This window comes from Streptomyces sp. NPDC007025 (assembly GCF_042869455.1).
Classification (GTDB): Bacteria; Actinomycetota; Actinomycetes; order Streptomycetales; family Streptomycetaceae; genus Streptomyces.
Window position 1 is genome coordinate 273,243 of the sequence record NZ_JBIAFT010000001.1, and the last position, 26,774, is coordinate 300,016.

The window sequence follows — 26,774 nt, forward strand, 5'->3', positions numbered from 1 at the left end:
CCGTGAGGGAGGTGACCTGACGGGCGTGCGCGTTCCCCGCATACCGTGGCGCAGGCTGGGCGCGGCCTCGCTCCGCGTCGGAGCCGTCTGGCTGGCCGGCACCCTCACGATGCTGGTGCTCGCCGGGGTGCTGCCGGATTTCCGGCTGCAGTCCGCAGGCGGCGACAGCGCCACCGTCATCGGCATCACGGCCGCAGTCGGCGCCGGAGTCTTCGGACTGCTGAGCGCCCTGGTGTGGCCGCTGCTGGTGCGTGCCTTCCTGCTGGTGCCCGCGCTGGTCCTCGGACTGCTCGTCTTCTTCCTCAACGGGTCGCTGCTGTGGCTCGCGCTGTCCCTGATCCCCTACGGCAGGGGCAGCGCGGATCCGTCCATGGCCGTCGTCGTCGCCGCCGCGATGTCCGCGGCCTCCTCGGCGACCAACGCGCTCCTCGCGGTCCGCGACGACCGGGGCTACCGGCACCGGCTGGCCCGGATCGCGGGCCGCAGAAGGCGGCGCGAGGGCCAGGGTGCGCCGCCCCGCACTCCCGGCACGGTCTTCCTGCAGCTCGACGGGCTCGGGCACGCGGTGCTCAGGGAGGCGCTGGAGGCACCGCCCGGCGGCGAGCCGCTGATGCCCGCGGTCGCCGCGCTGTACGGGCGCACCCACCGGCTGACCCGCTGGCGCACCGACTGGTCCAGCCAGACCGGCGCCAGCCAGCTCGGCATCCTGCACGGCAGCAACGCCGACGTGCCCGCGTTCCGCTGGTACGAGAAGGAGACCGGCGAGGTCGTGGTCAGCAACCGGCCCACCAGCGCGGCCGAACTCCAGCGCCGCGCCGTCGAGCGCACCGGCGACCCGGGCCTGCTCGCGCACGACGGTGCCAGCCGCGGCAACCTGTTCACCGGCGGCGCCCGGCAGGTCGCGCTGGTGCTGTCGGTCTCGGCCCGCCGCGGCAAGGAGACCCGCTCGCGCGCCGGGTACTTCGCCTACTTCTCCGACCCCGCCAACGCGACCCGCACCGCCGTGTCGTTCGTCGCCGAGGTGCTCCGCGAGATGCTCCAGTCCACCTGCGCGCTGCTGCGCCGGGAACGGCCGCGGGTGGGCCGCGGCGGGCTCTACCCGTTCGTCCGCGCTTTCGCCACCGTCGTCGAGCGGGACGTGGTGGTGGCCGCCGTGCTCGGGGACATGCTCCGCTGCCGGACGGCGGTCTACGCCGACCTGGTCGGCTACGACGAGGTGGCACACCACTCGGGACCCCGCGGCAGGGACACCCGGCAGGTGCTGCGGCGGCTGGACCGTTCGGTACGGCTGATCGCCAAGGTCGCCGAGCACGCGCCGCGCCCCTACCGGCTGGTGCTGCTCTCCGACCACGGGCAGAGCTTCGGAGAGACGTTCGAGCACGCGTACGGGCTGACCCTGGAGGACTTGGTCCGGGCGGGCAGCGGACTGCAGGTGCCGCGGCGCGCCGGGCGGACGGCCAGTGGCTCGGAGGCGCGGGCCGCGGCGCGCGCCGCTCTGCGCCGCCCCGAGGAATCCGGCCAGGAGGCGCCGCGCACCCCGCGGCGCGACACCGGACCGGTGGTGCTGGCTTCCGGCAACCTGGGGCTGATCTCCTTCCCCGAGCACCCCGGGCGGCTGACCCGCGAGCGCATCCAGGAACTGCGCCCGGCCCTGCTGCCCACGCTGGCCGAACATCCGGGCATCGGCTTCGTGGTGGTGCTGAGCGCCGAGCACGGACCGGTGGCGCTGGGCGCGGGCGGATGCGAGCACCGGCTGGAGACCGGCGAGGTGGTCGGCCTCCGCGACCCGCTGGCCCCGTTCGGCGCGGGCGCGCGCCAGGCGCTGCTGCGTACGGCGCGGTTCCCGCACGCCCCGGACATCATGGTCAACTCCGCGCTCGATCCGGCCACCGGTGCGGTGCACGCCTTCGAGGAGCAGATCGGCTCGCACGGCGGGCTGGGCGGTGAGCAGAGCGACGCGTTCCTGCTCTCCCCGCTGGAGCTGTCACCGCCGGTCGAGCCGGGGCAGTCGCTGGTGGGTGCCGAGGCCGTGCACCGGGTGCTGCGGCGCTGGCTGGCGGAGTCGGCCGAGCCGCGGCTGCTGCCGGGCGCCGACCGGCTGGCCGCGGCCTCGGAAGAGGCCGGACCGGCAGACGGCACCGCCGGGCCGGCCGGTGCGCAGGAGCCGTTGCCCGCCGCGCCCGGCAGCTGACTGGCCATCAGGGCGTCGGCTTCCCGGCGTCCGCGGTCTGCTCGGTCGTACCGGCGCCCTCCCGGATCGGCGTGCCCACGTCCCGCAGGTGGCGCATCGCCTCGCGCCATGAGGTGAGCAGCCCCGTCTCGTGGTACGGGACGCCCAGTTCGGCACAGTAGTCGCGGACGAGGGGGCGGGCCCTGCGCAGGTGCGGGGTCGGCATGCTCGGGAAAAGATGGTGCTCGATCTGGTAGTTGAGACCGCCCAGCGCCAGATCGGTGAGCGGCCCGCCGCGCACGTTGCGCGAGGTGAGGACCTGGCGGCGCAGGAAGTCCGGGCGCTCGTCGCCCTTGAGCGTGGGCATGCCCTTGTGGTTGGGCGCGAAGATGCTGCCCAGATAGACGCCGAAGACGGCGTGGTGGACGAAGAGCACCGCGAGGGCCATACCGACCGGCAGCGCCCAGAACAGTGCCCCCAGGTAGCAGGCGGTGTGCACCAGCAGCAGTGCGCCCTCCAGCCACTTGCGCTTGAGATGTGGCTGGCGCAGTGCCCGGAAGCTGGAGACGTGCAGATTGAAGCCCTCCAGCGTCAGCAGCGGGAAGAACAGCGCCGCCTGGTGCCGTCCCACGAACCGGGGCAGCCCGCGCGCCTCGGCCGCCTGCTCCCGCGACCAGACCAGGATGTCGGGCGCGACATCCGGGTCGAGGTCCTCGTGGTTGGGGTTGGCGTGGTGCCGGGTGTGCTTGTTCATCCACCAGCCGTACGACATCCCGATGCCCAGGTTGCCCACCACGCGGCCGAACACCTCGCTGGCCCGGCGGCCGCGGAAGACCTGGCGGTGCGCCAGGTCGTGAGCGACCAGCGCGAGCTGGCCGTAGACCACGCCCAGGTACCCGGCGACCGCCAACTGCCACCAGGAGGCGCCCACGGCGAACACGGCCACCCATCCGGCCGCGAACGCCAGCCCGACGAGCGTGAGGCGTACGGTGTAGTAGAGCGGCCTGCGGTCCAGCAGCCCGGCGTCCGAGATCCGCGCTGAGAGCCGGGAGAAGTCACTGCCCTGCCGCCCTCCGCCGGAGCCCTTCCGTGCGGCCCGCGGAGCACTGCTGCCGGAGTCCCGGGCGGTGCGCGGCTGCGGTGCGTCGATCGCTGTCGTCATACCTGCGAGCCTTCCGGCCGCGGGCCGCTGCCGACAGCCGTGCAGCACGCCTGCCGGGGCGGGGGGCTGCCCTCCTCGCCGGGTGTACCTGGCTACACCCCGTCTCGGGGACATCCCCGAGGCCGGCTCTCAGGGGCGGCCCCTCGGGGCGGCGGCCGCGTGTGCCGTGGTCCGTCCGGTGGGACGCGCTCCCGCCGATGAGTTCGCCGTCTCCGCACGGTCTGTCCAGTGACACGACCGTTCCCGACAGGAGTGCCATGTCCACCATTCAGCCAGTGATCCTGACTGCCGACCACGATGTTCTGCTCGGCTTCTACACGCAGTTGTTCGGTGCCGAGGAGATCTTCCGGGTGCCGGCGGAGGGCCCGGTCTTCTACCTCGGCTTGCGCATCGGCGACACCGACCTCGGGCTGGTGGCGAAGGCGGACCCGGGGACCGGGGCAGCGCCGCGCATCCTGCTCAGCATCGGTGTCGAGGACCTCGACGAGACGCTCGGCCGGGTGGAGGCGCTGGGCGGCTCGGTCCGCCGCGGCCCCGAGGACATGCCGTGGGGGCAGCGCGTCGCCCACATCCAGGATCCCGACGGCAACGCGGTGAACCTCACTCAGCCGGTCCCGGCCGGGTGACCTTGTTCCGCTGTGCCTGTGCCTGTGCCGGCCGTCGGACGTCCGCGGAGCCGTGCGGCCGTGGCTTCGGGGGCCGTCAGCGCGGGTCGGGCGTCGCGCGGTCGGGTGCTGTCTCCTGCCGAGGGGTGTCCTCGGCAGGAGACAGCACCGCGGAATCCGCGCGGGAACGTCAGTAGTCCTGGTCGGAGGCGGTCATCCCCCGGGTGCCGCCGCGCATCTTCTGGATGTGCAACTGCCGGGTGAGCCGGATGACCGGACGGATCAGCAGCTCCACGCTGCCGAACACGAAGCACCAGGTTCCGGTGCGGGTCCACTCGGGTGAGAAGAACATGATGCTGCCGATGAGGAACCAGACCGCGATCAGGACGTCGTTGGCGACGCTGGCCGTCTCGTAGCGCTGCCGGACGACCAGCTCCTCCTTGCCGAGATGCAGGGTGAGGCTGCCGCTTCTGTGCTGGTGTGGGGGGTTCTGAGACACGGTCAGGAACGCTAGCGGATCTCACCCGGTGCCGTGCAGTGCCTTGGCCGTCGCCGGGTCGGCCGGGAGGAAGGTCTCCACGGCGAGTTCGGAGACGGTCACATCCAGCGGGGTGTTGAAGGTGGCGATGGTGGACAGGAACGAGAGGGTCTGTCCGCCGTGCTCGATGATCAGGGGCAGCGCGAAGCGCGGCTGGTCCGCCGTGTCGGCCGCACGGGCACCGTCCGCCGGGGCGGCGGGGTCCCCGGGCACGGGAGCCGCCGCGTCCCCGGGAGCCGCGGAGTCCGCGTCCGGCATCGGATAGGCGGCGACCTCGTCGTGCAGGGCCCGCAGTGCGGGGGAGCGGTGCAGGGCGAGTTGCCGGCTCATCTGGTCCAGCAGGTGGCCCCGCCACTCGGCGAGGTTGCGGATGCGGGGCGCGAGCCCCTCGGGGTGCAGGGTGATCCGCATGGCGTTCAGCGGGGGTTCCAGCAGGCGCGGGGCGACCCCCTCCAGCAGTGCGGCCAGGCCGGTGTTGGCGGCCACCACCGTGTAGCCGCCGTCGAGCACCAGTGCGGGGTAAGGCTGGTAGGCGGCGACCATCCGCTCCAGCGTGCCCCGCACCTGCTGGAGGGCCGGGTCGTCCAGCGGGGTCGCGGCGAAGGCCGGTGCGAAGCCGGCGGACAGCAGCAGCGTGTTGCGTTCGCGTACCGGGACGTCCAGGGTGGCCGCCAGCTTGAGGACCATCTCGCGGCTGGGCGTGGTGCGCCCGGTCTCGATGAAGCTGATGTGGCGTGCGGAGGAGTCGGCGCGCAGTGCCAGTTCGAGCTGGCTGAGCGCCGCGCGTTCGCGCCACCCGCGCAGCAGCGTCCCCACGGAGGGCGCGTCGGAGCGCGTCCCGGACAGAAGCGTCATGGACCAGACGGTAACCGACGCCGCGTGGCAGGCTGGGGCCCCGTACCGCCGTCCGGCCGGACCGCGGCCGATCGAGGAAGGGACCCTCATGGCCCCCCAGCCGCTGACCCCCGAGGAGACCGAGCAGGCGTTGGCCGGTCTTCCGCATTGGACGACCGACGGCGACAGCGTCTCGCGCAGCTACTCCCTGCCGGGGCACCTCCCCGCGGCGGCGATGGCGATGCACATCGCGGCGCTGCAGGAGGAGCTCAATCACCATTCCGAGCTGACACTGGGCTACGACGCGCTCTCGGTCACCGTCAACACGCACAGTGCCGGCGGGCGGATCACCGAGCTGGACATCGCCCTGGCCCGGCGGATCGAGGAGATCGCGCCGGGCCACGGGGCGAGCTGAGGGCCGCGCGCCGCGGCGGCGGCCCCGGTGGGTGTCAGTCGCCGGTCCAGTTCATGGTGTCCGGGTCGGGGCCGATCCGGGTGTCGGTGTTGAGTTCGGCGATCCGGGCCATCTCCTCGCCGCTCAGCTCGAAGTCGAAGAGGTCGATGTTCTCCCGGACCCGGGACGGGGTGACCGACTTGGGGATCACCACGTTGCCGAGCTGGAGGTGCCAGCGCAGCACCACCTGCGCGACGGTCTTGCCGTGCCGCTCGGCGATCCCGCCCAGCGTCGGGTCGTCGAGCAGGTCACCGCCCTGGCCGAGCGGCGACCACGCCTCGGTGGCGATGTGGTGGTCGGCGTGGAAGGCTCGCGGCACCGACTGCTGCAGCCGGGGGTGCAGCTCGATCTGGTTGACGGCCGGTACCGTCCCGCCGAGCTGGATGATCCGGTTGAGGTGGGCCGGCTGGAAGTTGGAGACGCCGATGGCGCGGGCGCGCCCGTCGGCGTGGATCTTCTCGAAGGCCCGCCAGGTCTCCTCGTACCTGTCGACCTCCGGCATCGGCCAGTGGATCAGGTACAGGTCGACGAAGTCCAGGCCGAGCTTGGCCAGGGAAGCGTCGAAGGCGCGCAGGGTCGTGTCGTACCCCTGGTCGGCGTTCCACAGCTTGGTGGTGACGAACACCTCGTCGCGGGGCAGGCCGGAGGCGGCCAGCGCACGGCCGACACCCTCCTCGTTCTCGTACGCTGCCGCGGTGTCGATGCTGCGGTAGCCGGACTCCAGCGCCGTGGTCACCGCCGTGGCCGCCTCGTCGGCGGGCACCTGCCAGACGCCGAAGCCGAGCTGCGGCATCGTGACGCCGTTGTTGAGCGTGATGGTGGGAACGTTGCTCACGCGTGGGTCCTTACGTTCAGTGTTGTGCGTGCGTTGCTTCGCTGTCGGCGTTTGTTCCGCCCCCGGGTTCAGCGAGTGACGCCGGACATCTATTCCGAGTCGAACACATTTTCGTCCCTGTTCGGTGCCGAGCCGGTCAGCCCCGGTACAGCGCCTCGATTTCCGCCGCGCAGGCCGCCTCGATCGCGGCGCGCCGCAGCTTCAGCGACGGGGTCAGCAGTCCGTCCTCCTCGGTGAAGGGCGCCGCGAGGATGCGGAACGTGCGGATCGACTCCGCCTGGGACACCTGGGTGTTCGCGGCGACCACCGCCCTGCGCATCTCCGTCTCCAAGTCCTCGTCCCGCAGCAGGTACGCGGGGTCCGTCTCGGGTTTCTGGCGCATCGCGAGCCAGTGCTGCACCGCCTCCTCGTCGAGGGTGAGGAGCGCGGAGATGTACGGCCGGTCGTTCCCCAGCACGATGCACTGCCCGACGAGCGGATGCTCGCGGACGCGGTCCTCCAGCGGTCCGGGGGAGACGCTCTTGCCGCTGGAGGTCACCAGGATCTCCTTCTTGCGGCCGGTGATCGTCAGATAGCCGTCCTCGTCCAGGGCACCCAGATCGCCGGTGGCGAACCAGCCGCCGCGCAGGGTGCCCTGGGTGGCACGCGCGTTGTTCAGATAGCCGCCGAAGATCTGACCGCCGCTGACCAGGATCTCACCGTCCTCGGCGATCCGCACGGTGGTGCCGGGCACCGGCTGCCCGACGGTGCCGAAGCGGGGGCGTTCGGGCGGGTTGGCCACGGCGGCGGCCGTCGTCTCGGTCAGCCCGTACCCCTCGAAGATCCGCATTCCGGCACCGTCGAAGAACAGGCCCAGCCGCCGCTCCATGGCCGAGCCGCCCGACATGGCGTACCGGCAGCGGCCGCCCATGGCCTCGCGCAGCTTTGCGTAGACGAACTTGTCGTAGAACTGGTGCTGCATCCGCAGCGAGGCGCCGGGGCCGGGGCCGGTGCCGAACGCCTTGTGTTCGACGGCCTCCGCGTACCGGACCGCCACTTCCACGGCTTTCTCGAACAGTCCGAGCCGCCCCTCTGACTCGGCCCTGCGGCGCGCGCTCGCGAAGATCTTCTCGAACAGGTGGGGGACCGCCTGGATGAAGGTGGGGCGGAACGCCGCCAGGTCGGGCAGCAGCGCCCGCGCCGTCATCTCCGGCTGGTGCCCCACCTTGAGCCCGGCCCGCACCGCCGCCACCTCCACCATCCGGCCGAAGACGTGGGCCAGCGGCAGGAACAGCAGCAGGGAGCCCTGCTCCCCTGCCTTGGCACTGAAGACCCGGTCGTACCGGGCGATGATGTTGTCGGTCTCGGCCATGAAGTTGGCATGCGTGATCACACAGCCCTTGGGGCGGCCGGTGGTCCCGGAGGTGTAGATGACGGTGGCGACCGTGTCCGGGGTGAGCGCGAGCCGGTGCCGGTGGACGACCTCGTCCTCGAGGTGCGCCCCCGCGGCGATCAGCTCCCGCACCGCTCCGGAGTCGAACTGCCACAGCTTCTTCAACCGCGGCAGCCCGTCGACGACCGAACCGATGGTCATCGCATGGTCCTCGTGCTCGACCACAGCGGCCGTCACCTCGGCGTCGTACAGCATCCAGGCGACCTGTTCGGCCGAGGAGGTCGGGTAGACGGGCACGGACTGGGCGCCGAGTGTCCACAGCGCGAAGTCCAGCAGCGTCCACTCGTAGCGCGTACGCGACATCAGCGCCACGCGGTCGCCGAACCGGACGCCCTGGGCCAGCAGACCCTTCGCGACCGCCATGACCTCGTCCCGGAACGCTGCCGCCGACACGTCCTGCCAGTCGCCGTCCCGGCCTTTGCGGGCGAGCAACGGCAGGTGGGGGGTCCGCTCGGCGTGCGCGAAGACGGCATCGGCCACTCCGCCGACCTGGGGTGTGGTCGTCAGGGCCGGAACGGTGAACTCGCGCAAAGGCTCTGCTCCTCGACTGCGCGGTACCAGGTGGCACCGCGCCAGGACCGTATCCGATGGCGGGCCGTGATCGGCAGGGGTGTCGATGCAGGTCAGTCGGTCAATTGGGACAGTTCGACGACCCCCTCGCGGATGCCCGCGAGGCCGTTTCCCCGCCCGCCGGATTTCTGCACCGAATATTCGCGAGCGAACCGGAGCGTTTGCGAAAGGTGCGGGTCATCGGGGACTGGTGTGACGGCGGGGGAGCGGTGTCCCGAGGTGCCCGGAGATGTTCCCGCAGGGCGCTCCCCCTATCCGGGGTCCGCTGCGGGTCCCCGGACGCCCCGGTACTGCGGAAGACCGATTCCGCAGATCGATATGTTGGTCGGCATGCGCCGCATCGCCCGCTTCCTGGACCCCTTCATCCTGCTGCTGGTGGCCACCGTGCTGATCGCCGTCCTGCTGCCCGCGTCGGGCGGGGCCGCGCACGGGTTCAGCTGGGCCACCAAGGCGGCCGTCGGCCTGCTCTTCTTCCTCTACGGAGCGCGACTGTCCACCCGCGAGGCGGTGGACGGGCTCCGCCACTGGCGGCTGCACCTGGCCGTCGTGGCGTGCACCTTCGTCGTCTTCCCGCTGCTGGGGCTCGCCTCCCGCGGGCTCGTCCCCTACGTGCTCACCCCGCAGCTCCAGGACGGGCTGCTCTTCCTCTGCCTCGTCCCCTCCACCATCCAGTCCTCGATCGCCTTCACGGCGCTGGCCCGCGGCAACGTGCCCGCCGCCATCTGCGCGGGCACCTACTCCAGCCTGCTCGGCATGCTCGCCACCCCGCTGCTGGCCGCCTGGCTCATCGGCGGCCGGGCCGCGCTCTCCGCCGACGGCCTGCTCGGCATCGCCGCCCAACTGCTGGCGCCCTTCCTCGCGGGGCAGCAGCTCCGCCGCCGCCTGGTCGGCTTCCTGACCCGGCACAAGCGCGCGCTGGGGTATGTGGACCGCTCCTCGGTGCTGCTCGTCGTCTACACCGCCTTCAGCCAGGGCATGACCGAGGGCGTGTGGAGTGCGGTCAGCCCCGCCCGGCTCCCGGCCCTGCTCGGCGTGGAAGCCGTACTGCTGGCCGCCATGCTGGTACTGACCTGGTTCGGCGCCGGCCGGCTGGGCTTCGAGCGGGCCGACCGCCTCACCATCTGCTTCGCGGGTTCCAAGAAGTCCCTGGCCGCCGGACTGCCCATGGCCAGCGTGCTCTTCGGCGCCGAGGCGAGCGTCGCGGTGCTGCCACTGATGCTCTTCCACCAGATGCAACTGCTGGTCTGTGCCTACCTGGCGCGGCGGTGGGCCCGGGAGCCGGCTGCTCCGGACCCCGGCCCGGAACCGGAACCCGAGCAGGACGCATCGCCCGGCCCACGCGCGGTCCGCGGCTGAGCGGTCCGCAGCCGAAGAGCCGCCGCTCGGCTCGGGGACGGTTCCTCGCAGGCAGACGGGCAGTCGGCTCAGCCGGCGCCCGCCGCCGGCTCAGCCGACGAGGCCGACGCGGCCGGCAGCGCCAGCCGGTGCGACCCCGCGTAGATGTTCATCGAGGAGCCGCGCAGGAACCCGACCAGGGTCAGCCCCGCCTCCTCCGCCAGGTCGACGGCGAGGGACGACGGCGCCGAGACGGCCGCCAGCACCGGGATGCCCGCCATCACCGCCTTCTGCGCCAGCTCGAACGAGGCACGCCCGGATACCATCAACAGCGCGTCGCGCAGCGGGAGCGAGCCGTCCCGCGCCGCGCGGCCCACCACCTTGTCCACGGCGTTGTGCCGTCCCACGTCCTCGCGTACGTCGAGGAGCTCGCCGGCGGTCGAGAACAGTGCCGCCGCGTGCAGCCCGCCCGTCCGGTCGAACACCCGTTGGGCGGCGCGCAGCCGGTCCGGAAGCCGGGCCAGCAGCCCGGTGCCGACGCCGTGCGGATGCTCGCGGTCCAGTTCCCAGCGCGCCGTGGTGCGGACCGCGTCCAGGCTGGCCTTGCCGCACAGTCCGCAGGAGGACGTGGTGTAGACGTTGCGCTCCAGCCTGGCGATGTCGGGTGCGGGGAGGTGCGGCGCGAGGCGTACGTCGACCGTGTTGTAGGTGCGGGCGCCGTCCTCGTCGCGGGCGTCACCGCAGTAGGAGATCCCGGCGATGTCCTCGGCCGCGCCGACGACTCCCTCGCTGACCAGGAATCCGGTCGCCAGCGCGAAGTCGTCGCCGGGGGTGCGCATGGTGACCGCCAGTGGCCGGCCGCCGAGCCGGATCTCCAGGGGTTCCTCGGTGACGAGGGTGTCCGGACGTGTGCTGACCGCCCCCTCCCGGACGCGTACGACGGGGCGTCGTGCGGTGACCCTGCCCATGGTGCCCTCACCTCCTGGTCGCTCCGACCCTAAGCCAACCGGCCGGCTCCCGCGGGGACTCTTTGTCCATTCCCGGGAAGAAGTCGCACGGGTTTGTGCAGAACTTCTTTCCAACTCCGGCCGCCGCTGCTACGTTCCCCGTACTTTCCCGGACACGACGCCGACACGAACGGCTGGAGGGGTAGCGGTGAGGCGCATGACTGCACGGCCCGCGAACGCGCACCAGGCGCGGCTGCTCCGCCTGCTGCGTGACGGCGGCCCGCGGTCCCGCGCCGAACTCGGGGACCGGGTCGACCTGTCCCGCTCCAAGCTGGCCGTCGAGGTCGACCGGCTGCTGGAGACGGGGCTGGTCGTCGCGGACGGCCTCGCCGCCTCCCGGGGCGGACGCCGCTCGCACAACATCCGGCTGGCGCCCGGCCTCCGCTTCCTCGGGGTCGACATCGGCGCCACCTCCGTCGATGTCGCGGTCACCAACCCGGAACTGGAGGTCCTGGGGCACCTCAACCAGCCCATGGACGTCCGTGAGGGCCCGGTCGCGGTCTTCGACCAGGTGCTGGCGATGGTGGCCAAACTCCGCGACAGCGGGGTCGCCGACGGGTTCGACGGCGCGGGCATCGGCGTTCCCGGGCCCGTCCGGTTCCCGGAGGGCACGCCCGTCGCACCGCCGATCATGCCAGGCTGGGACGGCTTCCCCGTCCGGGAGGCGCTCAGTCAGGAACTGGGCTGCCCGGTGATGGTCGACAACGACGTGAACCTGATGGCGACCGGCGAGATGCAGGCCGGGGTCGCGCGCTCGGTGCGGGACTTCTTCTGCGTCAAGATCGGCACCGGGATCGGCTGCGGAGTGGTCGTCGGCGGCGAGGTGCACCGCGGAACCACCGGCAGCGCGGGCGACATCGGGCACATCCAGGTCGAACCCGACGGCCGCCAGTGCGCCTGCGGCAACCGCGGCTGCCTGGAGGCGTACTTCGGCGGCGCCGCCCTCGCCCGGGACGCGGAGGAGGCCGCCCGGGAGGGCCGGTCGCCCGAACTGGCCCGGCTGCTGGCCGAGAAGGGGCGGCTCGACGCGTCCGACATCGCCACCGCCGCCTCCGCGGGGGACGGCACCTCGCTCGACCTCATCCGGGACGGCGGCGCCCGGGTGGGCCAGGTCATCGCGAGCCTGGTCAGCTTCTTCAACCCCGGCCTGGTGGTCATCGGCGGCGGTGTCACCGGGCTCGGTCACACCCTGCTGGCCAGCATCCGCACCCAGGTCTACCGCCAGTCGCTGCCGCTGGCGACCGGCAACCTCCCGATCGTCCTGGGCGAGCTGGGACAGGTCGCGGGTGTGACGGGCGCCGCCCGGCTCACCAGCGACCACCTGTTCTCGCCCGCATAACCCCCCGGTCCCGGCGCCTCCCCGACACCGCACGCACCACCTCCCCGGCCCCGGCCGCGAAGTTCCCCGGCCCGTACGACGCACAGCGCAGCGCACCGCAACCGATCGACGGCACCGCTCCCGCACGGCGAACTCCCGTACGACCCCCTGGGACGGAGGTCCTGCATGCCCCTGTTGACGATGTCCGGAATCACCAAATCGTTCCCCGGTGTCCGTGCGCTGGACGGTGTCGACCTCGATGTCGAGGAAGGCGAGGTGCACTGCCTGCTCGGCCAGAACGGCGCGGGCAAGTCCACCCTCATCAAGGTGCTCGCGGGCGCCCACCAGCCCGACGGCGGGGAGATCTCCTGGCGGGGCGAGCGGGTCCGGCTGCCCACCCCGGTCTCCGCTATGCGGCTGGGTATCGCCACCATCTACCAGGAACTCGACCTGGTGGAGCACGTGTCGGTGGCGGAGAACGTCTTCCTCGGCCACGAGATCGCCACCCGCGGCCTGGTGCGCCCCCGTGCCGCGCGGGCGCGGACGGCGGAACTGCTGGCCCGGCTCGGGCACCCCGAGATCGACCCGGCCGCGCTCGTGGGCTCCCTGTCCGCCGCCGGAGCGCAGGTCGTGTCCATGGCCCGGGCACTCTCGCACGACGTACGGCTGATCGTGATGGACGAGCCGTCGGCGGCGCTCGACCCCGACGAGGTCGACAACCTCTTCCGGATCGTCGGCGATCTGACGGCCGACGGCGTCGCCGTCGTCTACATCTCCCACCGGCTGGAGGAGATCCGCCGTATCGGGGACCGGGTCTCCGTCCTCAAGGACGGCCGCGTCGCCGCCCGCGACCTGCCGGCCCGCAGCACACCCACCGACGAACTGGTCGCCAGGATGACGGGCCGGGACGCACGGCAGGTCTTCCCGCAGCGCTCGGCACAGGACGCGCCCCGAGCCGAGCCGATCCTGGCCGCCGAAGGACTGGCGCGGGCAGGCGAGTTCGAGCCGCTCGACCTGGAGCTGCGGCCCGGCGAGATCGTCGGCCTGGCCGGGCTGGTGGGATCCGGTCGCTCGGAGGTGCTGGAGACGCTCTACGGCGCGCGCCGCCCCACCGCGGGACGCGTCCTGGTGGACGGCAGGCCGCTGCGTCCGGGCAGCATCCCCGCCGCCGTACGTGCCGGGCTGGGACTGGCGCCCGAGGAGCGCAAGTCCCAGGCGCTGCTGATGCTGGAGTCGGTCACCCGCAACGTCTCCGTCTCCTCGCTGCCCCGCTTCTCCCGCGGCGGCTGGCTGGACCGGGCCCGGGAGGGTGCCGAGGCCCGCAGGCGCACCCGTGAGCTGGCGCTCAGTCCCGACGACCCCGAACGGCCGGTACGCACCTTCTCCGGCGGCAACCAGCAGAAGGCGGTGCTCGCCCGCTGGCTGCTGCGCGGCTGCCGGGTGCTGCTGCTGGACGAGCCGACCCGCGGCGTCGACGTCGGTGCGCGCGCAGAGTTGTACGCCGTCATCCGGCGGCTCGCCGACTCCGGGGTGTGCGTACTGCTCGTCTCCAGCGAACTGCCCGAAGTCCTCGGCCTCGCCGACCGGGTGCTGGTGCTGCGCGAGGGCCGTGTGGTGCACGAGGCCCCCTCGCACGAACTGGACGAGCACCGGGTGCTCGACCTCGTGATGGAAGGCACCCCGGAATGAGCGGCCCCCGCACCCCCCGGCCGCTGCCGGGGTGCGGCTGCGGACCGCGCGGCCGCACCCGCCCTCCGGCGGCGGCGCCCGCGCATCCACCCACCGGCCTCCGTCCCCTCAGAGGTGACCCGTCATGAACTCGCCAGCAACCACGGCCAGTGAGCCCGGTACGCCCGCGCCCCCGGCGGACCGGCCACCGGCCGTCCGCCGCCTCCCGCTCGACGTGCGCCACCTCTCGCTCATCGGGGTGCTGGTCGCGCTCGCCGTCGTCGGGGCGATCACCAAACCCGACGAGTTCCTGGCGGCCGAGAACCTCCGTCTCGTCCTCACCCAGGCGTCCGTCATCGGCGTCGTCACCGTCGGCGTGACCTTCGTGATCATCGGCGGCGGCATCGACCTGTCGGTGGGCGCCATCGTCGCGCTCGCCTCGGTGTGGGCGACGACGCTGGCCACCCAGGACTTCGGCCTCGGCGGGATGCTGCTGTGCAGTGTGCTGGTCGGCGTCGGCTGCGGACTCGTCAACGGGCTGCTGGTCGCCTACGGGCCGATGGTGCCCTTCATCGCCACTCTCGCCATGCTCGCCTCGGCCCGGGGACTGGCCCTGCAGATCAGTGACGGCAGGACGCAGGTCGTCACCGTCGACGCCGTGCTCGACCTGGGCGTCAAGGACTCCTACGTGCTGGGCGTCCCGCCCATCGTCCTGGTGTTCGCGCTCGTCTGCGTGCTCGGCTGGCTGCTGCTCAACCGCACCACCTTCGGGCGCCGCACGGTGGCGGTCGGCGGCAACCCGGAAGCCTCCCGGCTGGCCGGCATCGCCGTGCGGCGGCAGCGGCTGCTGCTCTACCTGCTCTCCGGACTGTGCTGCGGAATCGCCGCGTTCATGCTCGTCATCCTCACCGGCTCGGGCCAGAACACCAACGGCAACCTGTACGAACTCGACGCCATCGCAGCCGCGATCATCGGCGGCACGCTGCTCAGCGGCGGTCGTGGCACGATCCTCGGCTCGGTGCTCGGCGTCCTGGTCTTCACCACCATCACCAATCTGTTCGCCCTCAACAACCTCCAGACGGACATCCAGCAGATCGCCAAGGGCGCGATCATCGTCGCGGCCGTCCTGGTCCAGAAGGGTCGTTCCACGTCATGAACATCAGACCACGCACCCCTGACACGCCACCCGCCTCCCGTCTCCCGGCCACCAGCCGCCGCAGCATGCTCTTCGGCACCGCGGCGGCCGGAGCCGCGCTCCTCGCCACCGGCTGCACCAGCAACGAGAACAACGACGACGCGGACACGGACTCGGCGGGCGCCGAGGTCGCCGATGACAAGCCCGGCAAGAAGGTCACCATCGGGTTCGCCGGTCCGCAGGCCGACCACGGCTGGCTCAACGCCATCACCACCCAGGCGAAGAAACGCGCCGGGAAGTACGAGGACGTCACCCTGGAGGCCACCGAGGGCTCCAACGACAACGCCACCCAGGTGGGCCAGGTCGAGACGCTCATCAACAAGAAGGTCGACGTGCTCGTCGTGCTGCCCGCCGACGGCAAGGCCCTCACCCAGGTCGGCCTCAAGGCCATGCGGGCCGGCATCCCCGTGGTCAACCTCGACCGCGTCTTCTCCTCGCAGCAGGCGTACCGCTGCTGGATCGGCGGCGACAACTACGGCATGGGCCTCAACGCCGGGCACTACATCGGCGAACAGCTCAAGGACAAGAAGAGCGCCAAGGTCGTGGAGCTGGCCGGGATCGACAATCTGGAGCTGACCCGGCAGCGCACCAAGGGGTTCGACGACGCGCTGGAGAACTACCCCAACATCAAGAAGGTCGCCCGGCAGGCCGCCGAGTTCACCGTCGAGTCCGGGCAGCAGAAGATGTCCGAGCTCCTCCAGGCCCAGCAGAGCTTCGACGCGCTGTGGAACCACGACGACGACCAGGGTGTCGGCGCCGAACGCGCCATCAAGCAGGCGGGCAGGGACGAGTTCTTCATGGTCGGCGGCGCCGGGTCCAAGCGCGTGATGCAGGCCATCAAGGACGGCGACAGCGTCATCAAGGCCACCGTCCTCTACCCGCCCACCATGGCCGCCTCCGCCATCGACCTGGCCCGCGCCCTCGGCCAGGGCAAGGGCATCGCGGGTATGGCCGAATACGAGATCCCCGCCCAGGTCACCCTCTACTCCGCGGTGGTGACCGAGAAGAACGTCGAGGAGTACCTCCCGATCGGCTTCACCTGACAGCCCGGGCGGGCGGCCCCCTCCGCCGGGACCGCCCGCACCGTCCGGACCGCTGACGCAGATCCGGGGGCACCTCCCGGCCCGGGGCCGGAGCAGGAGCCCCTCCAGAGGGAGGACCTCGATGCCGTACGACAGCACCGCGCCCGCCACCGCGCCGCCCCTGGGCGTGGGCATGGTCGGCTACGCCTTCATGGGCCAGGCGCACTCGCAGGGCTGGCGCACCGTGGGGCGGGTCTTCGACCTGCCGCTGCGGCCGGCGCTGGCCGCCGTGTGCGGGCGCGACCCGGCGGCCGTGCGCACCGCGGCCGAGCGGCTGGGCTGGGCCGCCGCCGAGACCGACTGGCGGGCGCTGATCGCCCGCCCGGACGTCCAGCTCGTGGACATCTGCACGCCCGGTGACAGCCACGCCGAGATCGCGATCGCGGCGCTGGCGGCGGGCAAGCACGTCCTGTGCGAGAAACCGCTGGCCAACACGGTCGAGGAGGCCGAGGCCATGGCCGCGGCGGCGCGCGCGGCCCGGGAGCGCGGCCAGGTCGCCATGGTCGGCTTCAACTACCGCCGCACCCCCGCGCTGGCGCTCGCGCGCCGCATGGTGGCGGACGGCAGACTGGGGGAGCTGCGGCACGTGCGGGTGTGCTACCTGCAGGACTGGCTGGTCGACCCCGCCTTCCCGCTGGCCTGGCGGCTGCGCCGGGAGGCGGCGGGCTCCGGGGCCCTCGGCGACCTGGGGGCGCACGCCGTCGACCTCGCCCAGCATCTGGCCGGCACCCCGCTGGCCGGGGTCTCCGCGCAGACCGAGACGTTCGTCCGGGAGCGCCCGCTGCGGGAGGGCGAGCCGGACGGGGAGCGGGGCCCGGTCACCGTGGACGACGCCGCGGTCTTCACCGGCAGGCTCGGCTCCGGGGCGCTGGCCTCCTTCGAGGTCACCCGGGTCGCCGCGGGGCGCAAGAACGCGCTGCGCGTCGAGCTGAACGGCACCCTCGGTTCCCTCGCCTTCGACCTGGAGCGCCTCAACGAGCTGGAGTTCCACGACCACACCCAGTCCGCGGGGGAAGCCGGATTCCGCCGCATCCTGGTCACCGAGCAGGACCATCCCTACCTGGAGGCGTGGTGGCCGCCCGGCCACGGCCTCGGCTACGAGCACACCTTCACCCACCAGGCCCGCGATCTGGTGCACGCCATCGCGACGGGCACCCCGCCGGCCCCCTCCTTCGACGACGGGCTCCAGGTCCAGCGGGTGCTGGCCGCCGTCGAGGAGAGCGCCGGGCGGGACTGCGTCTACACACCGGTCCAGCACGAGGCATCCGCGGCCGGGGCGGCCGCGGCAACCGCCTAGGAGGTCACCGTGGCACGAAAGTTCACCCTCTTCACCGGGCAGTGGGCCGATCTGCCGCTGGAGGAGGTCTGCCGCCTCGCCCGCGACTTCGGCTACGACGGCCTGGAACTGGCCTGCTGGGGCGACCACTTCGAGGTCGACAAAGCGCTGCACGAGCCCGGATACGTGGACGGCAGGCGGCGCCTGCTGGACAAGTACGGCCTGGAGTGCTGGGCGGTCTCCAACCACCTCACCGGGCAGGCCGTCTGCGACCACCCCATCGACGAGCGCCACCGCGCCATCGTCGCTCCGCGCATCTGGGGCGACGGCGACCCCGAGGGGGTGCGCCGCAGGGCCGCCGAGGAGATGAAGGACACCGCGCGGGCCGCCGCGGCGCTCGGCGTGCGCACCGTCGTGGGCTTCACCGGCTCCTCCATCTGGCATCTGGTGGCCATGTTCCCGCCGACGCCCCCGGAGATGGTCGACCGAGGCTACGCGGACTTCGCCGAGCGGTGGAACCCGATTCTGGACGTCTTCGACGCCGAGGGCGTGCGGTTCGCGCACGAGGTGCACCCCAGCGAGATCGCCTACGACTACTGGACCACCCAGCGCGCCCTGGAGGCGGTCGAGCATCGGGCCGCCTTCGGACTGAACTTCGACCCCTCGCACTTCGTGTGGCAGGACCTGGATCCGGCCGGGTTCCTCTACGACTACCGGGACCGGATCTACCACGTCGACTGCAAGGAGGCCCGGCGCAGGCTGGACGGCCGCAACGGCCGGCTCGGCTCGCATCTGCCGTGGGGCGATCCGCGCCGGGGGTGGGACTTCGTCTCGGCCGGGCACGGCGACGTCGCCTGGGAGGACGTCTTCCGGATGCTGCGGGCCATCGGCTACGAGGGGCCGGTGTCCGTCGAGTGGGAGGACGCCGGGATGGACCGGCTCGCAGGCGCCCCGGAGGCGCTGGCGCGGCTGCGGGCGTTCGACTACGAACCGCCGACTGCCTCGTTCGACTCGGCGTTCGGCAACTGACTGCCCGCACGGCGCCGGTGCGGGGCCGCGGGCACCGTTCCCGGTGCTCCGGCTCCGCCCTGCGCGCTTCCGCCTCGGTGCGGTCGCGCGGGGTCTCCGCGCGCTCTCGGGTCTTTGTCCTGCGCGTGGACAAAACTGTCGGGGATGCGTGTCAAAGGGGTTCCCGCTCCGGATAAACGCCGCTACCGTCCTTGAGGCGTACGGGACAACAGCGCGCCCCCTCCTGTGCAGCGCGGGCGCAGCGCACGGCACCAGTCAACCCACCCCCACCAGGGAGGATCCGCTGTGCACACTCGACCCCGCGGACAACGATGTCTCCGCACCCGTGTAGCCGCGCTCGTCGGCGCCCTCCTGCTCACCGGCGCGACCGCGGTCGCCGCCCAGGCCGCCGACGCACCCCCCACCCCCGCCCCGGACAAGGCCGCCCCGCCCGCCGCCGGCGACTTCCAGCAGGTGACCCTCGCCAAAGGCGTGGCCGAGATGGGCGAGCCCATGACGATGGCCGTGCTGCCCGACCGCTCCGTACTGCACACCTCACGCGACGGCACCCTGCGGCTCACCGACGCGCAGGGCAACACGAGGACCGCCGGCCGCCTCGACGTCTACAACCACGACGAAGAGGGCCTCCAAGGCGTCGGAGTCGACCCGCGCTTCACCAAGAACCACTTCGTCTACCTCTACTACGCGCCGCCGCTCGACACCCCCGAAGGCGACGCCCCCGACACCGGCACCGCCGCCGACTTCGAGAAGTTCGCCGGCGTCAACCGGCTCTCCCGGTTCGTCCTGCGCCCCGACGGCACCCTCGACGAGTCCAGTGAGCGCAAGGTCCTCGACGTCCCCGCCGACCGGGGCACCTGCTGCCACGTGGGCGGCGACATCGCCTTCGACTCCAAGGGCAACCTGCTCCTGTCCACCGGCGACGACTCCAACCCCTTCCAGTCGGACGGCTACACGCCCATCGACGAGCGCGCCGACCGCAACCCCGCCTTCGACGCGCAGCGCTCCGCCGGCAACACCGATGACCTGCGCGGCAAGATTCTCCGCATCAAGGTCCGCAAGGACGGCTCCTACACGATTCCCCGCGGCAACCTCTTCCGGCGGGGCACCGCGAGGACCCGGCCCGAGATCTACGCGATGGGCTTCCGCAACCCCTTCCGGATGACCGTCGACAAGAAGACCGACACCGTCTACGTCGGCGACTACGGACCGGACGCGGGCACCGCCGATCCGCAACGCGGCCCCGCGGGCCAGGTCGAGTTCGCCCGCGTCACCGGCCCGGGCAACTACGGCTGGCCGTACTGCACCGGCAAGAACGACGCCTACACGGACTACGACTTCGCCACCGGCACCTCCGGCGAGAAGTTCGACTGCTCCGCACCGCGCAACACCTCGCCCCGTAACACCGGACGCACCCGGCTCCCCGCGGCCCAGCCGGCGTGGATCCCCTACGACGGCGACTCCGTCCCCGAGTTCGGCGACGGCTCCGAGTCCCCGATGGGCGGCCCCGTCTACCGCTACGACCCCCACAACGACTCCCCGGTGGCCTTCCCCCGCGAGTACGACGGGGACTTCTTCGCCGGAGAGTTCGGCCGCCGTTGGATCAAGCGCGTCGAGCAGGACCGCGACGGCGGCAACGTGCGGATCAACGACTTCCCCTGGTCCGGAACCCAGGTCATGGACATGGACTTCGGCCCCGACGGTGCGCTGTACGTCCTCGACTACGGAACCGGCTACTTCAACGGCGACGAGAACTCCGCCCTCTACCGCATCGAGAACGCCACCGACGGGCACAGCCCCGTCGTCGAGGCCAGCAGCGACATCAGCGACGGCCAGGCCCCGCTCACCGTCTCCTTCTCCGCCGAGGCCACCGACGAGGACGGTGACACCACCGAACTGAGCTGGGACTTCGGCGACGGCGCGACCTCCGCCGAGGCCGAGCCGACGCACACCTACGAGGCGAACGGCACCTACACGGCGACCGTCACCGCCGAGGACCCCTCCGGCCGTACCGGCTCCGCCAGCGTGCACATCACCGTCGGCAACACCGCACCCCAGGTCGAACTGAAGCTCCCCGCCGACGGGCAGCCCTTCTCCTTCGGCGACGAGATCCCCTTCGAGGTGCAGGTCACCGACCCCGAGGAGGAGCAGATCGACTGCTCCCGGGTCGAGGTCGCCTACATCCTCGGCCACGACAGCCACGGCCACCCCCTCACCTCCGCCAAGGGCTGCAAGGGCACCATCAAGACGCTCGCCGACGGGGAACACGACCCGAACGCCGACATCTTCGGCGTCTTCGACGCCTCCTACACCGACAACGGCGCAGGCGGGCAACCCCCGCTGACCAGCCACGGGCAGAGCATCCTGCAGCCCAAGCACCGCCAGGCCGAGCACTTCACCAGCGCGGCGGACGGTGTCAGCACCGGCGAGCCCGCCGGAGCAGAGGGCGGCAAGGCCGTCACCGAGGCGCGGGACGGCCAGTGGATCGCCTACGCGCCGTACGCGCCCACCGACGTCACCCAGCTCACCGCCCGGGTGGCCGGCACCGCGGACGCCGCGCTCGAAGTCCGCGCCGACGGCCCCGACGGGCCGCTGCTGGGCACCGCGCAGATCTCCGCCACGGACGGCTGGACCGAGGTGAGCACCGGCATCAGCGGCGTCCCCGCGGACGCGGACACGCTCTGCCTCGTCTTCACCGGAGGCGACGGGGCGCTCTACGACCTGGACAGCTTCACCGTCACCACCGGCTGAACGGAGGACGCGCATGACCCGGGCATCCATCCCCCGCGCCCGCCTCACTCTGGCAGCCGGTGCACTGCTGGCCGGCGTGCTCGCCGCGCCGAGCCAGGCCGCGCAGCCCCACGGCGGCGGGCACCAGCAGGCGGCCGGCAGTGTGCTGGTCTTCTCCAAGACCGCCGGATACCGCCACGACTCCATCCCCGCCGGCATCGCCGCCGTGCGGGAACTCGGCGCCGAGCACGGCTTCACCGTCGACGCCACCGAGAACGCCGCCGCCTTCACCCCGAAGAAGCTGGCCCGGTACGACGCTGTCGTCTTCCTCTCGACGACGGGCGACGTGCTGGGCCCGCGCCAGCAGGCGGCCTTCGAGGAGTACATCGGCGACGGCGGCGGCTACGTGGGCGTGCACGCCGCCGCCGACACCGAGTACGACTGGGAGTGGTACGGCGGGCTCGCGGGCGCCTACTTCGCGTCCCACCCGGCGATCCAGCCCGCCACGGTGCGGATCGAGGACCGCGCCCACCCCGCCACCGCGCACCTGGGCGCGGACTGGGAGCGCACCGACGAGTGGTACAACTACCGCTCCGATCCGCGCGCACACGCCCGCATCCTGGCATCCCTGGACGAGGACTCCTACACCGGCGGCACGATGGGCGAGGACCACCCGCTGGCCTGGTGCCAGGAGTACGCGGGCGGCCGCGCCTTCTACACCGGTGCCGGGCACACCCGGGAGTCCTACGCCGACCCCGCCTTCCGCGCGCACCTGCTGGGCGGCATCCGGTACGCCACCGGCGCGGCGCGGGCCGACTGCCGTCCGGAGAACGGCTACACGACGCTGTACGCGGGCACCGGCGACGGTCCCGGCACCCAGGAGTGGCGGCAGGCCGGCCCCGGTGCGTTCGAGGAGAGCGCCGACGGCACCCTCACCACCCGCGGCGGGATGGGCCTGCTGTGGTACGCCGCCCGCTCCTACGGCTCCTACTCGCTCAAGCTCGACTGGCGGATGGCGAGTGCCGACGGGGACGACAACTCCGGTGTCTTCGTCGGCTTCCCCGCCTCCGACGACCCCTGGTCGGCCGTGGACCGCGGCTACGAGATCCAGATCGACGCCACCGACGCCGACGACCGGACCACCGGAGCGGTCTACGGCTTCCAGTCGGCCGACCTCGACGCGCGGGACGCCGCGCTGAACCCGCCGGGGGAGTGGAACACCTACGAGATCCGGGTCGAGGGCGAGCGGCTGCGCGTCCACCTCAACGGCGTACTGATCAACGACTTCACCAACACCGACCCGGTCCGGAGCCTCACGGACGGATACGTGGGTCTGCAGAACCACGGGGAGGGGGACGAGGTCGCCTTCCGCGACGTACGCATCCGCGCGTCGGCACCCCGCTGACACCGCTTCCCCACCGGCCGCCCGGCCGTCCCGCCGCCCCCTCCGGGCCGGGCGACTCGGACCCGCGCGGCCCCGACCTCCACCCGGGCCCGTCCTGCCCGGCCCGGCCGCGCGGGCGGGGGCGTGGCCGGTCCCGCGTTCCCGCCCACCCGCGGCCCCTCGTACGCAGCAACACCAGGGAGGACACCGTGACCGACCGCACCGACAGCTCCGACGTCCGACCGCCCCGCACCGGGGTGTGGCTCATCGGCGCCAGGGGCTCCGTGGCGACCACCGCGATCGCCGGAGCCGCGGCGCTCGCGGCCCGGCTGCATCCACCCGTCGGGATGGTCACCGAGACCGAACCCTTCGCCGATGCCGCCCTGCCACCGCTGGACTCCCTCGTCTTCGGCGGACACGACACCGCCTCCTGCCCGCTCCCCAAGCGGGCCGAGGCGCTCGCCGACGCCGGCGTCCTCCCGCACGGGCTGCCCGCGGCGGTGCGCGCCGAACTCACCGCCGCCGACGCCGCCCTCCGCCCCGGCGCACCGGCGGCCGGGCCGGCCGCGGAGGACGCCGGCGCCGAGGAGGAACTGATCGCCGGATACGCGGCCGACCTCACCGAGTTCACCCGCACCCACGGCCTGGCCCGCACCGTGGTGATCAACGTGGCCAGCACCGAGCCGCCCCCGCTCGACCCCGGGGAGGCGCCGGGCAGCGCGCACACCCCGCTGCCGCCCAGCTCCCGCTACGCGGCAGCGGCCCTGCGCGCCGGATGCCCGTACATCAACTTCACCCCGTCCGCCGGCCTCCACCACCCCCGGCTGGCCGCACCGGCCCGTACCGCCCGCCTCCCGTACGCGGGCCGGGACGGCAAGACCGGGCAGACCCTGCTCCGCTCGGTGCTGGCCCCGATGTTCGCGCAGCGCGCGCTGGCCGTACGGGCCTGGAGCGGCACCAACCTGCTCGGCGGCGGGGACGGCGCGGCACTCGCCGACCCCGCGGCCGCGGCCGCCAAGAACGCGGGCAAAGCGCGGGTCCTGGCCGACAACCTCGGCACCCTCCCGGAAGGAGAGGTGCACATCGACGACGTCCCGGCGATGGGCGACTGGAAGACCGCCTGGGACCACATCGCCTTCGACGGCTTCCTCGGCTCCCGCATGACGCTGCAGACCACCTGGCAGGGCTGCGACTCGGCGCTCGCCGCCCCGCTCGTCCTCGACCTGGCCCGGCTGGTCGCCCGCGCCGACGAACGCGGCCTCACCGGCCCGGTGCCCGGACTCGGCTTCTACTTCAAGGACCCCGACAGCGGTCCGGCCGACCTGCCGGGGCAGTGGCGGGCCCTGCTCGACCTCGCCCGCGGCTTCCGGCGCGCGCCGGGCGACGCCGGCGGAGACGAAGGTGCCGCGTCCGCCGACGATGCCTCCGCCGACGACGCCGGGTCAGCCCGGTGACCGGCCGAGCAGCCGACTGGGCGCAACTCCTGCGGATCTCGGCCGTCTCGACCGTGCCCGGCGACGCGGTGGTCGGCGCCGTGGCGGGCGGCAGCGGCCCGGGCCGGGGGACGGTGCTGGCCGCGGGGGCCTCGCTGTGCCTGTACGAGGCGGGCATGGCGCTCAACGACTGGGCCGACCAGGAGGAGGACGCCCGCGAGCGACCGCAGCGGCCGCTGCCCTCCGGCCGCATCCGGCCGGGGGCCGCCCTCGCGGCCGCGACCGGACTGACCGCCGCCGGACTGGCGTTGGCCGCCCGCGCCGGGCGCCTCCCGCTCCTCACGGCCACCGCGCTGGCCACCACCGTGTGGGCCTACGACCTCCGCCTCAAGCACACCCCGGCAGGTCCAGCCGCCATGGCGGCGGCCCGCTCCCTGGACGTACTCCTGGGCGCGGCGGCCACCGCGCGCCCCGCCGCACCCGGGACCGACGGCACACCCCTACCCCCTCCCGGGCACAGCCCCGCACCGATGCTGGGCGCGGCCGCCCTCATGGGGGCACACACCCTCGCGGTCACCTCCGTCTCCCGGCGGGAGGCCGAGGGCGGCGCCCCGGCGGTGCCGCTCGCGGCACTGGGCGCGGTGGCGGCGACCACCGCCGTGCTGGCGCGGCAGCGGGCACCACTGACCCTCGCCGCGAGTACCGCCTACGCGGCGACAGCCGCCCGACCGCTGGCACACGCCGCGCTCAACCCCTCGCCGCCGCTGCTCCAGCGCGCGGTGGGCGGCGGGATCCGCGCCATGATCCCGCTCCAGGCCGCACTCACCGCGGGTGCCTGCCGTCCCTCCCACTCGCCGCGGGCCCGGACCGCGGCCTCACTCTCCGCCGCGGCACTGCTCGGGCTGCTGCCCGTCGCCCGCCGCCTCTCCCGGAAGGTCAGCCCCACATGACCCCGTCCAGGACCGCCTCCGCACTGCGCTACGCCTACGGCACCAACGGCCTGGCCGACCTGCGGCTCGAGGACGCCCTCGGACTGCTCGCCGACCTCGGGTACGCGGGCGTCGGGCTGACGCTCGACCATATGCACCTCGACCCCCTCGCCCCCCGGCTCCCGGCCCGCACGGCCGAGGTGGGCCGCGCGCTGGACCGCCACGGGCTGACGGCCACCGTCGAGACCGGCGCGCGCTACGTGCTCGACGCGCGCCGCAAACACCACCCCACGCTGCTCGACCAGGATGCCGAAGCCCGCACCGCCCGCACCGACCTGCTGCTCAAGGCCGTACGCGTCGCCGCCGATCTCGGCGCCCACGCCGTGCACTGCTTCAGCGGCCCCCTCCCGACGGGTACCGCGCCGGAGACCGGCTGGACGCGGCTGGCGGACGGCATCGGCACGGTGCTGGACGCCGCGGGCGCGGCCGGCGTCCCGGTGGCCATCGAGCCGGAGCCCGGCCACCTGCTCGGGGACCTGGCCGGGTTCCACCGGCTGCGCACCGCACTCGGCAGCCCCGAACTCCTCGGCGTCACCCTCGACATCGGACACTGCCAGTGCCTGGAACCGCGCCCCCCGGCCGACTGCGTCCGGGACGCGGCACCCTGGCTGCGGCACGTGCAGATCGAGGACATGCGGCGTGGCGACCACACCCACCTGCCGTTCGGCGACGGCGAGATCGACTTCCCGCCGGTGCTGGCGGCACTGCGCCAGGCGGACTACGACGGCCTGGTCACCGTCGAACTGCCCCGCGACTCGCACGCCGGCCCCGCACGCGCCGCCGACTCGCTCGCGTTCCTGACCGCCTCCGAGACCGAAGCCGGGACGGCGCCCCCGGCACGGCACGATGCCCTGCCGCAGGAGGAGATCCCGTGCTGACCCCGCTCGCCTCCCTGCGCACCGGCCTGGAGCTGCGACTGGCCGCGGAGGCCCGCGACTGGCTGCACCGGGCGCTGGCCGAAGCGGCGGACGACCGGCACCGCACGGACCCGGACACCCCGCCGGCCGGTGTCCGGCGGACCGCGAGCCCACCGTCCAACACCCGGCCCCCCGCAACCCGCACCCGCTCCGTACCCCGCCTCCCGCGCTGGGAACTGCACTTCGCCCGCGCCGGCCGCACCTGCCGCGGGGCGGCCGCCGACAGCACCGACGCGCCGGACCCGGTCGACGCCGCCCGCGTCCTCATCCTGCACGCGGCCGCCCCCGGCATCCAGGAGCTGACCCGGCTCTACCGGCACGGCACCGGCGACGAGCGGCGGGCCGTCCTGCTGGCCCTGCCGCACCTGGACCCGCAACCCGAACCGGCGGCAGCACTCGAACTGGTCGAGGACGCCCTGCGGACCAACGACACCCGGCTGATCGCCGCCGCGCTCGGACCGTACGCCGCAGCACACCTGGACGCGCACGAGTGGCGGCACGGCGTGCTCAAGTGCCTGTTCACCGGCGTACCGCTCAGCGCGCTGGCCGGGCTGGCACACCGCGCCTCGGGGGACGCGGAACTCGCCCGCATGCTGGAGGACTACGCGCACGAGCGCACCGCGGCGGGCCGCACCGTGCCCGAGGACCTCGACCGCGCGCTGCGGCTGGCCCGGCTCGCCGCGCCGGGGGAGACCGGCAGGACCACGCCCTCCCCTCCGCCCCGCCCGGCCCCCGCACCACCGCCGACCCCGCCCCGCCCGTCCCCCGAGCCGTAGCCAGCCGCGCGCCACAGCAGCGCCCGGAGCGAGGAGCG

The 26,774-nt window shown here is 73.2% G+C and carries 22 protein-coding genes; 16 read left to right on the top strand and 6 right to left on the bottom strand.

The genetic code is table 11. From position 1 onward, the window contains the following. The first annotated feature begins 25 nt into the window (after window positions 1-25). Window positions 26-2,191: a phage holin family protein gene (locus ACFYMO_RS01035; RefSeq protein WP_366771432.1), complete on the top strand. Its 2,166-nt coding sequence runs from the start codon at window positions 26-28 to the stop codon at window positions 2,189-2,191. A gap of 7 nt (window positions 2,192-2,198) precedes the next feature. On the opposite strand, the gene ACFYMO_RS01040 is transcribed toward ACFYMO_RS01035, so the two are convergent. Beyond that, entirely contained in the window at window positions 2,199-3,332 is a 1,134-nt protein-coding gene (locus tag ACFYMO_RS01040) for an acyl-CoA desaturase (RefSeq protein WP_366771431.1), read from the bottom strand. Window positions 3,333-3,589: 257 nt separating this feature from the next. Between ACFYMO_RS01040 and ACFYMO_RS01045 the strand changes: the two genes are divergently transcribed. Beyond that, window positions 3,590-3,958 (top strand): VOC family protein, encoded by a 369-nt coding sequence (locus ACFYMO_RS01045; RefSeq protein ID WP_366771429.1) that lies wholly within the window; start codon window positions 3,590-3,592, stop codon window positions 3,956-3,958. 169 nt (window positions 3,959-4,127) lie between these two features. On the opposite strand, the gene ACFYMO_RS01050 is transcribed toward ACFYMO_RS01045, so the two are convergent. Further along, on the bottom strand, window positions 4,128-4,436 hold the full coding sequence (locus tag ACFYMO_RS01050; RefSeq protein WP_360292303.1) for a YrhK family protein: 309 nt from the start codon (window positions 4,434-4,436) through the stop codon (window positions 4,128-4,130). 21 nt (window positions 4,437-4,457) lie between these two features. Continuing rightward, complete coding sequence (locus ACFYMO_RS01055; protein WP_366771428.1) at window positions 4,458-5,330, bottom strand: helix-turn-helix transcriptional regulator; 873 nt, start codon at window positions 5,328-5,330, stop codon at window positions 4,458-4,460. Window positions 5,331-5,418: 88 nt separating this feature from the next. Between ACFYMO_RS01055 and ACFYMO_RS01060 the strand changes: the two genes are divergently transcribed. Continuing rightward, complete coding sequence (locus ACFYMO_RS01060) at window positions 5,419-5,724, top strand: 4a-hydroxytetrahydrobiopterin dehydratase (RefSeq protein ID WP_388543404.1); 306 nt, start codon at window positions 5,419-5,421, stop codon at window positions 5,722-5,724. Between the two features lie 34 nt (window positions 5,725-5,758). Here ACFYMO_RS01060 and ACFYMO_RS01065 read toward each other — a convergent pair whose 3' ends face one another. Together ACFYMO_RS01065 and ACFYMO_RS01070 are read right to left on the bottom strand one after the other, a co-directional pair. Continuing rightward, a complete protein-coding gene (locus tag ACFYMO_RS01065; protein ID WP_360292296.1) occupies window positions 5,759-6,598 on the bottom strand; it encodes an aldo/keto reductase in 840 nt (279 codons plus the stop codon). A 136-nt stretch (window positions 6,599-6,734) separates the two neighbouring features. Continuing rightward, window positions 6,735-8,561: an AMP-dependent synthetase/ligase gene (locus tag ACFYMO_RS01070; protein ID WP_388543406.1), complete on the bottom strand. Its 1,827-nt coding sequence runs from the start codon at window positions 8,559-8,561 to the stop codon at window positions 6,735-6,737. Between the two features lie 369 nt (window positions 8,562-8,930). On the opposite strand from ACFYMO_RS01070, the gene ACFYMO_RS01075 reads away from it, so the two are divergent. Further along, window positions 8,931-9,956, top strand: a complete 1,026-nt coding sequence (locus ACFYMO_RS01075; protein ID WP_366771425.1) for a bile acid:sodium symporter family protein — start codon at window positions 8,931-8,933, stop codon at window positions 9,954-9,956. Between the two features lie 68 nt (window positions 9,957-10,024). Here ACFYMO_RS01075 and fdhD read toward each other — a convergent pair whose 3' ends face one another. Next, complete coding sequence (fdhD, locus tag ACFYMO_RS01080; protein WP_366771424.1) at window positions 10,025-10,903, bottom strand: formate dehydrogenase accessory sulfurtransferase FdhD; 879 nt, start codon at window positions 10,901-10,903, stop codon at window positions 10,025-10,027. A 196-nt stretch (window positions 10,904-11,099) separates the two neighbouring features. Here fdhD and ACFYMO_RS01085 point away from each other — a divergent pair, with 196 nt between their 5' ends. The 12 genes from ACFYMO_RS01085 to ACFYMO_RS01140 all read left to right on the top strand — a co-directional run bounded on the left by ACFYMO_RS01085 (window position 11,100) and on the right by ACFYMO_RS01140 (window position 26,736). Further along, entirely contained in the window at window positions 11,100-12,281 is a 1,182-nt protein-coding gene (locus tag ACFYMO_RS01085) for an ROK family transcriptional regulator (protein WP_366771423.1), read from the top strand. Between the two features lie 165 nt (window positions 12,282-12,446). Then, window positions 12,447-13,949 (top strand): sugar ABC transporter ATP-binding protein, encoded by a 1,503-nt coding sequence (locus ACFYMO_RS01090; protein ID WP_366771422.1) that lies wholly within the window; start codon window positions 12,447-12,449, stop codon window positions 13,947-13,949. Between the two features lie 124 nt (window positions 13,950-14,073). Then, window positions 14,074-15,084, top strand: a complete 1,011-nt coding sequence (locus ACFYMO_RS01095; RefSeq protein WP_366771421.1) for an ABC transporter permease — start codon at window positions 14,074-14,076, stop codon at window positions 15,082-15,084. After that, window positions 15,081-16,166: a substrate-binding domain-containing protein gene (locus ACFYMO_RS01100; RefSeq protein WP_366771420.1), complete on the top strand. Its 1,086-nt coding sequence runs from the start codon at window positions 15,081-15,083 to the stop codon at window positions 16,164-16,166. The genes ACFYMO_RS01095 and ACFYMO_RS01100 overlap by 4 nt, the downstream gene beginning before the upstream one ends. Window positions 16,167-16,287: 121 nt before the next feature. Next, on the top strand, window positions 16,288-17,502 hold the full coding sequence (locus ACFYMO_RS01105; protein ID WP_366771419.1) for a Gfo/Idh/MocA family oxidoreductase: 1,215 nt from the start codon (window positions 16,288-16,290) through the stop codon (window positions 17,500-17,502). Window positions 17,503-17,511: 9 nt separating this feature from the next. Further along, the gene (locus ACFYMO_RS01110) at window positions 17,512-18,510 is read left to right on the top strand and encodes a sugar phosphate isomerase/epimerase (protein WP_019359332.1); all 999 of its coding nucleotides are present in this window, start codon (window positions 17,512-17,514) and stop codon (window positions 18,508-18,510) included. 285 nt (window positions 18,511-18,795) lie between these two features. Beyond that, window positions 18,796-21,258: a PQQ-dependent sugar dehydrogenase gene (locus tag ACFYMO_RS01115; RefSeq protein WP_388543410.1), complete on the top strand. Its 2,463-nt coding sequence runs from the start codon at window positions 18,796-18,798 to the stop codon at window positions 21,256-21,258. 13 nt (window positions 21,259-21,271) lie between these two features. After that, complete coding sequence (locus tag ACFYMO_RS01120) at window positions 21,272-22,642, top strand: ThuA domain-containing protein (RefSeq protein WP_366771416.1); 1,371 nt, start codon at window positions 21,272-21,274, stop codon at window positions 22,640-22,642. A gap of 188 nt (window positions 22,643-22,830) precedes the next feature. Further along, the gene (locus ACFYMO_RS01125; protein ID WP_388543412.1) at window positions 22,831-24,075 is read left to right on the top strand and encodes an inositol-3-phosphate synthase; all 1,245 of its coding nucleotides are present in this window, start codon (window positions 22,831-22,833) and stop codon (window positions 24,073-24,075) included. Continuing rightward, window positions 24,072-25,004 (top strand): SCO3242 family prenyltransferase, encoded by a 933-nt coding sequence (locus ACFYMO_RS01130; RefSeq protein WP_366771413.1) that lies wholly within the window; start codon window positions 24,072-24,074, stop codon window positions 25,002-25,004. Before ACFYMO_RS01125 ends, ACFYMO_RS01130 begins: the two co-directional genes overlap by 4 nt. Then, window positions 25,001-25,921 carry a sugar phosphate isomerase/epimerase family protein gene (locus ACFYMO_RS01135; RefSeq protein ID WP_366771412.1) on the top strand — a complete coding sequence of 307 codons (921 nt, stop codon included), beginning with the start codon at window positions 25,001-25,003 and terminating at the stop codon, window positions 25,919-25,921. The genes ACFYMO_RS01130 and ACFYMO_RS01135 overlap by 4 nt, the downstream gene beginning before the upstream one ends. Continuing rightward, window positions 25,915-26,736, top strand: coding sequence for an EboA domain-containing protein (locus tag ACFYMO_RS01140; RefSeq protein WP_388543415.1), 822 nt, complete (start codon window positions 25,915-25,917; stop codon window positions 26,734-26,736). The genes ACFYMO_RS01135 and ACFYMO_RS01140 overlap by 7 nt, the downstream gene beginning before the upstream one ends. The last annotated feature ends 38 nt before the right edge of the window (window positions 26,737-26,774 follow it).

What these genes read in the sequence shown, in the direction of transcription:
- ACFYMO_RS01040 (WP_366771431.1), bottom strand. Translation starts at nt 3,332, where the DNA reads ATGACGACAGCGATCGACGCACCGCAGCCGCGCACCGCCCGGGACTCC.
- ACFYMO_RS01045 (WP_366771429.1), top strand. Translation starts at nt 3,590, where the DNA reads ATGTCCACCATTCAGCCAGTGATCCTGACTGCCGACCACGATGTTCTG.
- ACFYMO_RS01055 (WP_366771428.1), bottom strand. Translation starts at nt 5,330, where the DNA reads ATGACGCTTCTGTCCGGGACGCGCTCCGACGCGCCCTCCGTGGGGACG.
- ACFYMO_RS01060 (WP_388543404.1), top strand. Translation starts at nt 5,419, where the DNA reads ATGGCCCCCCAGCCGCTGACCCCCGAGGAGACCGAGCAGGCGTTGGCC.
- ACFYMO_RS01075 (WP_366771425.1), top strand. Translation starts at nt 8,931, where the DNA reads ATGCGCCGCATCGCCCGCTTCCTGGACCCCTTCATCCTGCTGCTGGTG.
- fdhD (WP_366771424.1), bottom strand. Translation starts at nt 10,903, where the DNA reads ATGGGCAGGGTCACCGCACGACGCCCCGTCGTACGCGTCCGGGAGGGG.
- ACFYMO_RS01085 (WP_366771423.1), top strand. Translation starts at nt 11,100, where the DNA reads ATGACTGCACGGCCCGCGAACGCGCACCAGGCGCGGCTGCTCCGCCTG.
- ACFYMO_RS01090 (WP_366771422.1), top strand. Translation starts at nt 12,447, where the DNA reads ATGCCCCTGTTGACGATGTCCGGAATCACCAAATCGTTCCCCGGTGTC.
- ACFYMO_RS01095 (WP_366771421.1), top strand. Translation starts at nt 14,074, where the DNA reads ATGAACTCGCCAGCAACCACGGCCAGTGAGCCCGGTACGCCCGCGCCC.
- ACFYMO_RS01100 (WP_366771420.1), top strand. Translation starts at nt 15,081, where the DNA reads ATGAACATCAGACCACGCACCCCTGACACGCCACCCGCCTCCCGTCTC.
- ACFYMO_RS01105 (WP_366771419.1), top strand. Translation starts at nt 16,288, where the DNA reads ATGCCGTACGACAGCACCGCGCCCGCCACCGCGCCGCCCCTGGGCGTG.
- ACFYMO_RS01120 (WP_366771416.1), top strand. Translation starts at nt 21,272, where the DNA reads ATGACCCGGGCATCCATCCCCCGCGCCCGCCTCACTCTGGCAGCCGGT.
- ACFYMO_RS01135 (WP_366771412.1), top strand. Translation starts at nt 25,001, where the DNA reads ATGACCCCGTCCAGGACCGCCTCCGCACTGCGCTACGCCTACGGCACC.